Raw genomic sequence first — 5,051 nt, 5'->3', positions numbered from 1 at the left:
GGCGGTGGCCGCGGCGGCACGCCGCAAGCTGCCGATGCGGCCCCACGCCCCGCGCCACCTCGATGACGTTGTGAAGCCCACCGACGTGATCATCGCGGTCTGCGATAACGCCCACGAAGAACTGCCCGCCGACAGCCGGCGCCTGCATTGGTCGATCCCCGACCCCGTGCGTATGGGCCGAGTCGACGCCTTCGACCGGGCCCTCGATGAGCTGATCGTCCGGATCGATCACGTGGCCCCCACCCTGGACTCCCACTCGCAACGGAGCACGCGACGTTCGACAACCCGCACCGCCACGGCCCCAGTACCACCCAGCAATAGCGCATTGCACTAACGACCGGAGGAAACCGCTATGGACGTTTCACTGAACCGATCTTCGGCCGTGCTGAGCTTGCTGGCGGCCACGGTGCTGGTGCTTTCGGCATGCGCCCGCGAACACTCGGTCCCCTCATATGCCACTGCGGTGAAAGTAGACTGTGGCGGCAAACAGACACTGAAGGCCAGCGGCTCAACCGCGCAGGCCAATGCGATGACCTGGTTCGCCAAAGCCTACGAAAAGGCCTGCCCCGGGCAGACGCTGACCTACACCTCAAACGGCTCGGGTGCTGGAGTGAGCGAATTCCTAGCAGGCCAAACCGATTTCGGCGGCTCGGACTCGCCGCTAGCCGGCGACGAGTACAGCAAGGCCAACCAGCGGTGCGGCTCGGATGCCTGGAACCTGCCCGTGGTCTTCGGACCTTTGGCCATCACCTACAACCTTGATGTCGTCGACCGGCTGGTGCTCGACGCCCCGACGCTGGCGAAGATCTTCAACGGCGCCATCACCCGATGGGATGACCCGGCAATCAAGGCGCTCAACAGCGCGGAAATGCCCCCAGAACCCATCCACGTCGTGTTCCGCAGCGACGGCTCGGGCACCACCGACAACTTCCAGCGCTACCTCGATGCCGCCGCGGGCGGGGCGTGGGGCAAGGGAACCGGCAAGGCGTTCAACGGCGGCATCGGCGAGGGCGCACCCGGCAACGAAGGCACCTCGGCAAAAGTCAAAAACACCGAGGGCTCAATCACCTACAACGAATGGTCATTCGCCCAAGCGCAGCGGTTGTTCGCCGCCAGAATCGTGACCTCGGCCGGGCCGGATCCGGTGGCCATCAACGCCGACACGGTCGGCAAAACCATCGCCGCCGCCACCATCACGGGCCAGGGCAACAACCTGGTGCTCGACACCAGCTCGTTCTACAAGCCCACCCAGCCCGGCGCCTACCCGATTGTCTTGGCGACGTATGAACTGGTGTGCTCGAAATACTCTGACGCGCAGACCGCGACGGCGGTGCGGGCGTTTCTGCAGTCCACCGTCGGGCCAGGCCAGGCCGACCTGGAAGACCACGGATACTTTCCGTTGCCCAACCAGTTTCAGTCGAAAGTGGCCAGCGCCGTCAACGCCATCAGCTGAGACGTCACACTCAACGCCGAATCCCGGGTGTGCTCCAGCTGGTACTCATCATGCAGGACCACCTCGATGGCGGTGCGCACCGCGTGACAGTCCACCTCGCCGGTGACCAGGATGTGCGCTGACAGAGACGGCTGACCCGAGGTGATCTGCCAGACGTGCAGGTCGTGGACTTCGGCGACCGCCGGGATCGCCGCGATCCGTGGCCCGATCACCGCCGGGTCGGCGTTAGCCGGAGCGGCTTCGAGGAAGATCCGGCCCGACTCGCGGACCAGGTTCCAGCCGGCCCGCGCCATCAGCGCCGCCACCAGCAGCGCTGCGATCGCATCAGCGCGGGCGAACCCGGTGAGCCACACCACCGCGCCGGCGATCGCCGTCCCGATGAAGGCATAGAGGTCGTTGAGGATGTGCTGGAACGCGCCTTCTACGTTCAAGCTGGTCCGGTTCGCGCGGCTCAGACTCCATGCCGCCACGATATTGACCACGATCCCCACCAGAGCGGTAATCAACACCAACGGCCCCGACACCGCGGGCGGGTCGATGAGTCGGTGCACCGACTCGTAGACGAACCACGCCGCCAGCAACAACAGCGTGATCCCGTTGGCCTGCGCGGAGAAGATCTCGACCCGTTTGAAACCGTAGGTGTAGGCGCCGCGGGCCGGGCGGGCCGCGATCCGGATCGCCACCAACGCCAGCACGATCGAGGCGGCGTCGGTCAGCATGTGCCCGGCATCAGAGATCAACGCCAACGAGTGTGCGAGCACCCCCACGACGACCTCGATGACCATGAACCCGACGATCAACCCCAGCGCGATCGCTAACCATTTACGGTCCGCATCGGCCGACACCCCATGTCCGTGCGCATGGCCGTCGTTGTGATGCCCACCGGCGTGGGTGTCATCGTGGGTGTCGTCGTGACCCCCACTCGGCGAGGTGGATGCGGCGTCACCGTGCCCTGAATCGTCCGCCACTACCCCTCACCTCCTCGACATTTCGGTACCACCCTACTCAATCATGCATAGATCCGCATGAATTCTCGGTGAACCTCGACCACGCGACGTCAAACGCGCTGAGGCGCCACCCGTGCCGGCCACGGTGGGGCGCGGTGCACAGGGACCGCCGCGACGAAAACCCACTCGTGACGACGCGACCTCATCAGATCGTCCATCGCTCAGGGGGTATCGATGCTGGCGGGGTAGGCATGGACGAGTGCGCTCGAGAGCTTGGGCACTGCGTGGGTGAGGGCGTGCTCGGCGTGATGGGCGATCCGGTGAGCGTCAGACAGGCTGGTGGCCGGATCGATGTCGAGCTCCGCATCGGCGTGCAAGCGGTGGCCGAGCCAGCGGCATCTTCACACTGCGAACCCCTGTCACGCCGGGCTCGGCGGCCAGCGCCGCTTCGGCGGTGTCGACCAGTGCGGGGTCCACCCCGTCCATGAGGCGACGGAACACGTCGCGGACAGCGGTGCGCAGCACGGCGAGGATCGCCGCCGTGATGAGCAGCCCGATGATGGGGTCGGCCAGCGGGAATCCGAGTGCGACACCGCCGGCGCCAAAAAGTACGGCCAGCGAGGTGAAGCCATCGGTGCGAGCATGCAGGCCGTCGGCGATCAGGGCGGCCGACCCGATTTGGCGTCCGACGCGGATGCGGTAGATCGCGACGAGTTCGTTGCCGATGAACCCGACCAGCCCGGCCGCTGCCACCCAGCCGACATGCTGGATCGGGACGGGGTGGATCAGTCGGCGTACTGATTCGACCCCGGCGATGATGGCGGACAGGGTGATCATCGCGATCACGAACAGCCCGGCCAGGTCTTCGACGCGGCCATAGCCGTAGGTGTAGCGGCGGGTGGCGGCCTTGGTGCCCAACGCGAACGCGATCCACAGCGGGATTGCGGTCAGCGCGTCGGAGAAGTTGTGGATGGTGTCGGCCAACAAGGCGACCGACCCGGAGATGATCACGATTACCAACTGCGCAATCGAGGTCGCACCGAGAGCGAGCAGGCTGATCTTGACCGCCCGGATCCCGGCGGCGCTGGATTCCAGGGCTCCGTCGATGCTGTCGGAGGCGTCGTGGCTGTGCGGGGCGAAGAGCTCCTTGATCACCCCGAGCACACCCTTCGGATGATCGTGATCGTGACGGTGCCCATGGCCATGATCGTGGCCCAAGCCGTGGTCGTGGCTGGTGATGGAGGTGGGGTCGGTGTCGTGGGTCATGCGCGGCGTCTTGACGATGGGAGCGGGGTCGAATCGGCGGTCAATGTGGTGTCGGGGTGCAGGGTGGCCAGCTCGGCCGCGTCGCGGTGATGCCGGGGCACGCCCGGGCCAGCGTGTTCGGCGTTGAACACTGCGTCAGTGACCAGTTGCCCGATGTGGTCGTTGTCCAGGCTGTAGAGAATCGTGGTGCCTTCGCGGCGGGTGCGGACCAGCCGCGCCATCCGCAGCTTCGCCAAATGCTGCGACACCGACGGGGCGGGTTTGCCGACGTGGGTGGCTAGGTCGTTGACTGACATCTCGCGCCTCACCAACGCCCACAACAACTGGACGCGGGTGGCATCGCCCAGCATCCGGAACACCTCGACCACCAGATCCACCTGATCATCGGGCAGCCGAGGCCCACACACTCCCATACCTGCATTCATACGCAGATAATAATTGTTGAACGTGGTCGGGGCAACGCGGGCATTCTGGGGCCGACGGGGCCGACGGGGCCGACGAGGGTGCTGGTTGCGCAACGCCTTTAGCGAGCTGGGTACCGGCCGGCGCACTAAATCTCTCGGCTCCCAAGGGACGCAGCACTATTCGGCGTTGACCCCTGGCCAGGGCTTGGGCAGCCGGACCGGGACCAAGCTGCCAAACCGCGACGTCACAAAGTTGCGTTACGCCTCGGGTAGCGCGACGGAGACAACGCGGCGAGTTCGCACGCGCTCAATTCGTTAACGATCGCCCCCCGCAGGCCAAAGCCAGATCTATGACGAACGCGGAGCGCAAGGGCTTGACGAAACTCAGATAGTCTTTTGAGACATCTTAGGTGAGAAGGACTTTCGAGATTTCGCCAGCTGGGAGAATGGGCTGTTTGGTCATGCACAGTCACTGTCTCGTATGTGCTCTCTTTCGAGACACCCCACGCCTGGTCTGCTCGCGGCGGGCTACGCCGCGCAAGAGTGCTGGCGGTGACGTGACGTTACTGCTGCGACATCGCGATTGTGAACCGTTCCTCCGGTTTGATGAGGTGGTCGTGGCTGTCGTTGCTGATATCGAGCTGCACCCAGTCGATCTCTCCGGAGAACTTGTTACCGGCGGGGCCGTAGTCCGGGGACGTGGGTGAGCCGCCGTCGGCGCCGACGTCGCAGGCCTCGTCCAGGGAGAAGATCATGGGCTGGGTCTGTTCGACGCGGCCGTGGCCAACGGGCTTACCGTCGTACAGGGTGACGTCGCCGCCTTTGGCAAGGCCGCCACCGTCGTGGGGGCCCACGTCACCCGTACCATCGGGTTGGGGCACCCCTGCAATGGCAGCGGTCCTACCGAGCCGGGCGTGTCGTGCTTACCCGCAACGTCTTGGGTGTGAGCGTCCGGCTGTGGGTGAGGTAGCGGCGGGAAGA

At 65.5% G+C, this 5,051-nt stretch carries 5 protein-coding genes and 1 pseudogene; 2 read left to right on the top strand and 4 right to left on the bottom strand.

The window, feature by feature from the left end; translation table 11 throughout:
• Together ACLP9N_RS21640 and pstS are read left to right on the top strand one after the other, a co-directional pair.
• A partial coding sequence (locus ACLP9N_RS21640) for an arsenate-mycothiol transferase ArsC (RefSeq protein WP_442409330.1) occupies positions 1-334 on the top strand: 334 nt, incomplete at its 5' end.
• Between the two features lie 18 nt (positions 335-352).
• A complete protein-coding gene (pstS, locus tag ACLP9N_RS21635) occupies positions 353-1,453 on the top strand; it encodes a phosphate ABC transporter substrate-binding protein PstS (protein ID WP_442409329.1) in 1,101 nt (366 codons plus the stop codon).
• Here pstS and ACLP9N_RS21630 read toward each other — a convergent pair.
• The 4 genes and pseudogenes from ACLP9N_RS21630 to ACLP9N_RS21615 form a co-directional block, all read right to left on the bottom strand.
• Positions 1,414-2,298 (bottom strand): cation diffusion facilitator family transporter, encoded by an 885-nt coding sequence (locus ACLP9N_RS21630; protein WP_442409331.1) that lies wholly within the window; start codon positions 2,296-2,298, stop codon positions 1,414-1,416. The two genes, pstS and ACLP9N_RS21630, sit on opposite strands and share 40 nt — an antisense overlap.
• A gap of 323 nt (positions 2,299-2,621) precedes the next feature.
• A pseudogene (locus ACLP9N_RS21625) lies at positions 2,622-3,666 on the bottom strand (cation diffusion facilitator family transporter).
• Positions 3,663-4,079, bottom strand: a complete 417-nt coding sequence (locus ACLP9N_RS21620) for an ArsR/SmtB family transcription factor (RefSeq protein ID WP_442367448.1) — start codon at positions 4,077-4,079, stop codon at positions 3,663-3,665. Before ACLP9N_RS21620 ends, ACLP9N_RS21625 begins: the two are co-directional and overlap by 4 nt.
• Before the next feature lie 554 nt (positions 4,080-4,633).
• The gene (locus tag ACLP9N_RS21615; protein ID WP_442409328.1) at positions 4,634-4,951 is read right to left on the bottom strand and encodes a hypothetical protein; all 318 of its coding nucleotides are present in this window, start codon (positions 4,949-4,951) and stop codon (positions 4,634-4,636) included.
• Positions 4,952-5,051: the final 100 nt, after the last annotated feature.

The organism is Mycobacterium sp. (genome assembly GCF_052144515.1).
Lineage (GTDB): Bacteria > Actinomycetota > Actinomycetes > Mycobacteriales > Mycobacteriaceae > Mycobacterium.
Note: the sequence above shows the minus strand (reverse complement) of the source record. Positions and strands in the feature narration are given on the sequence as shown.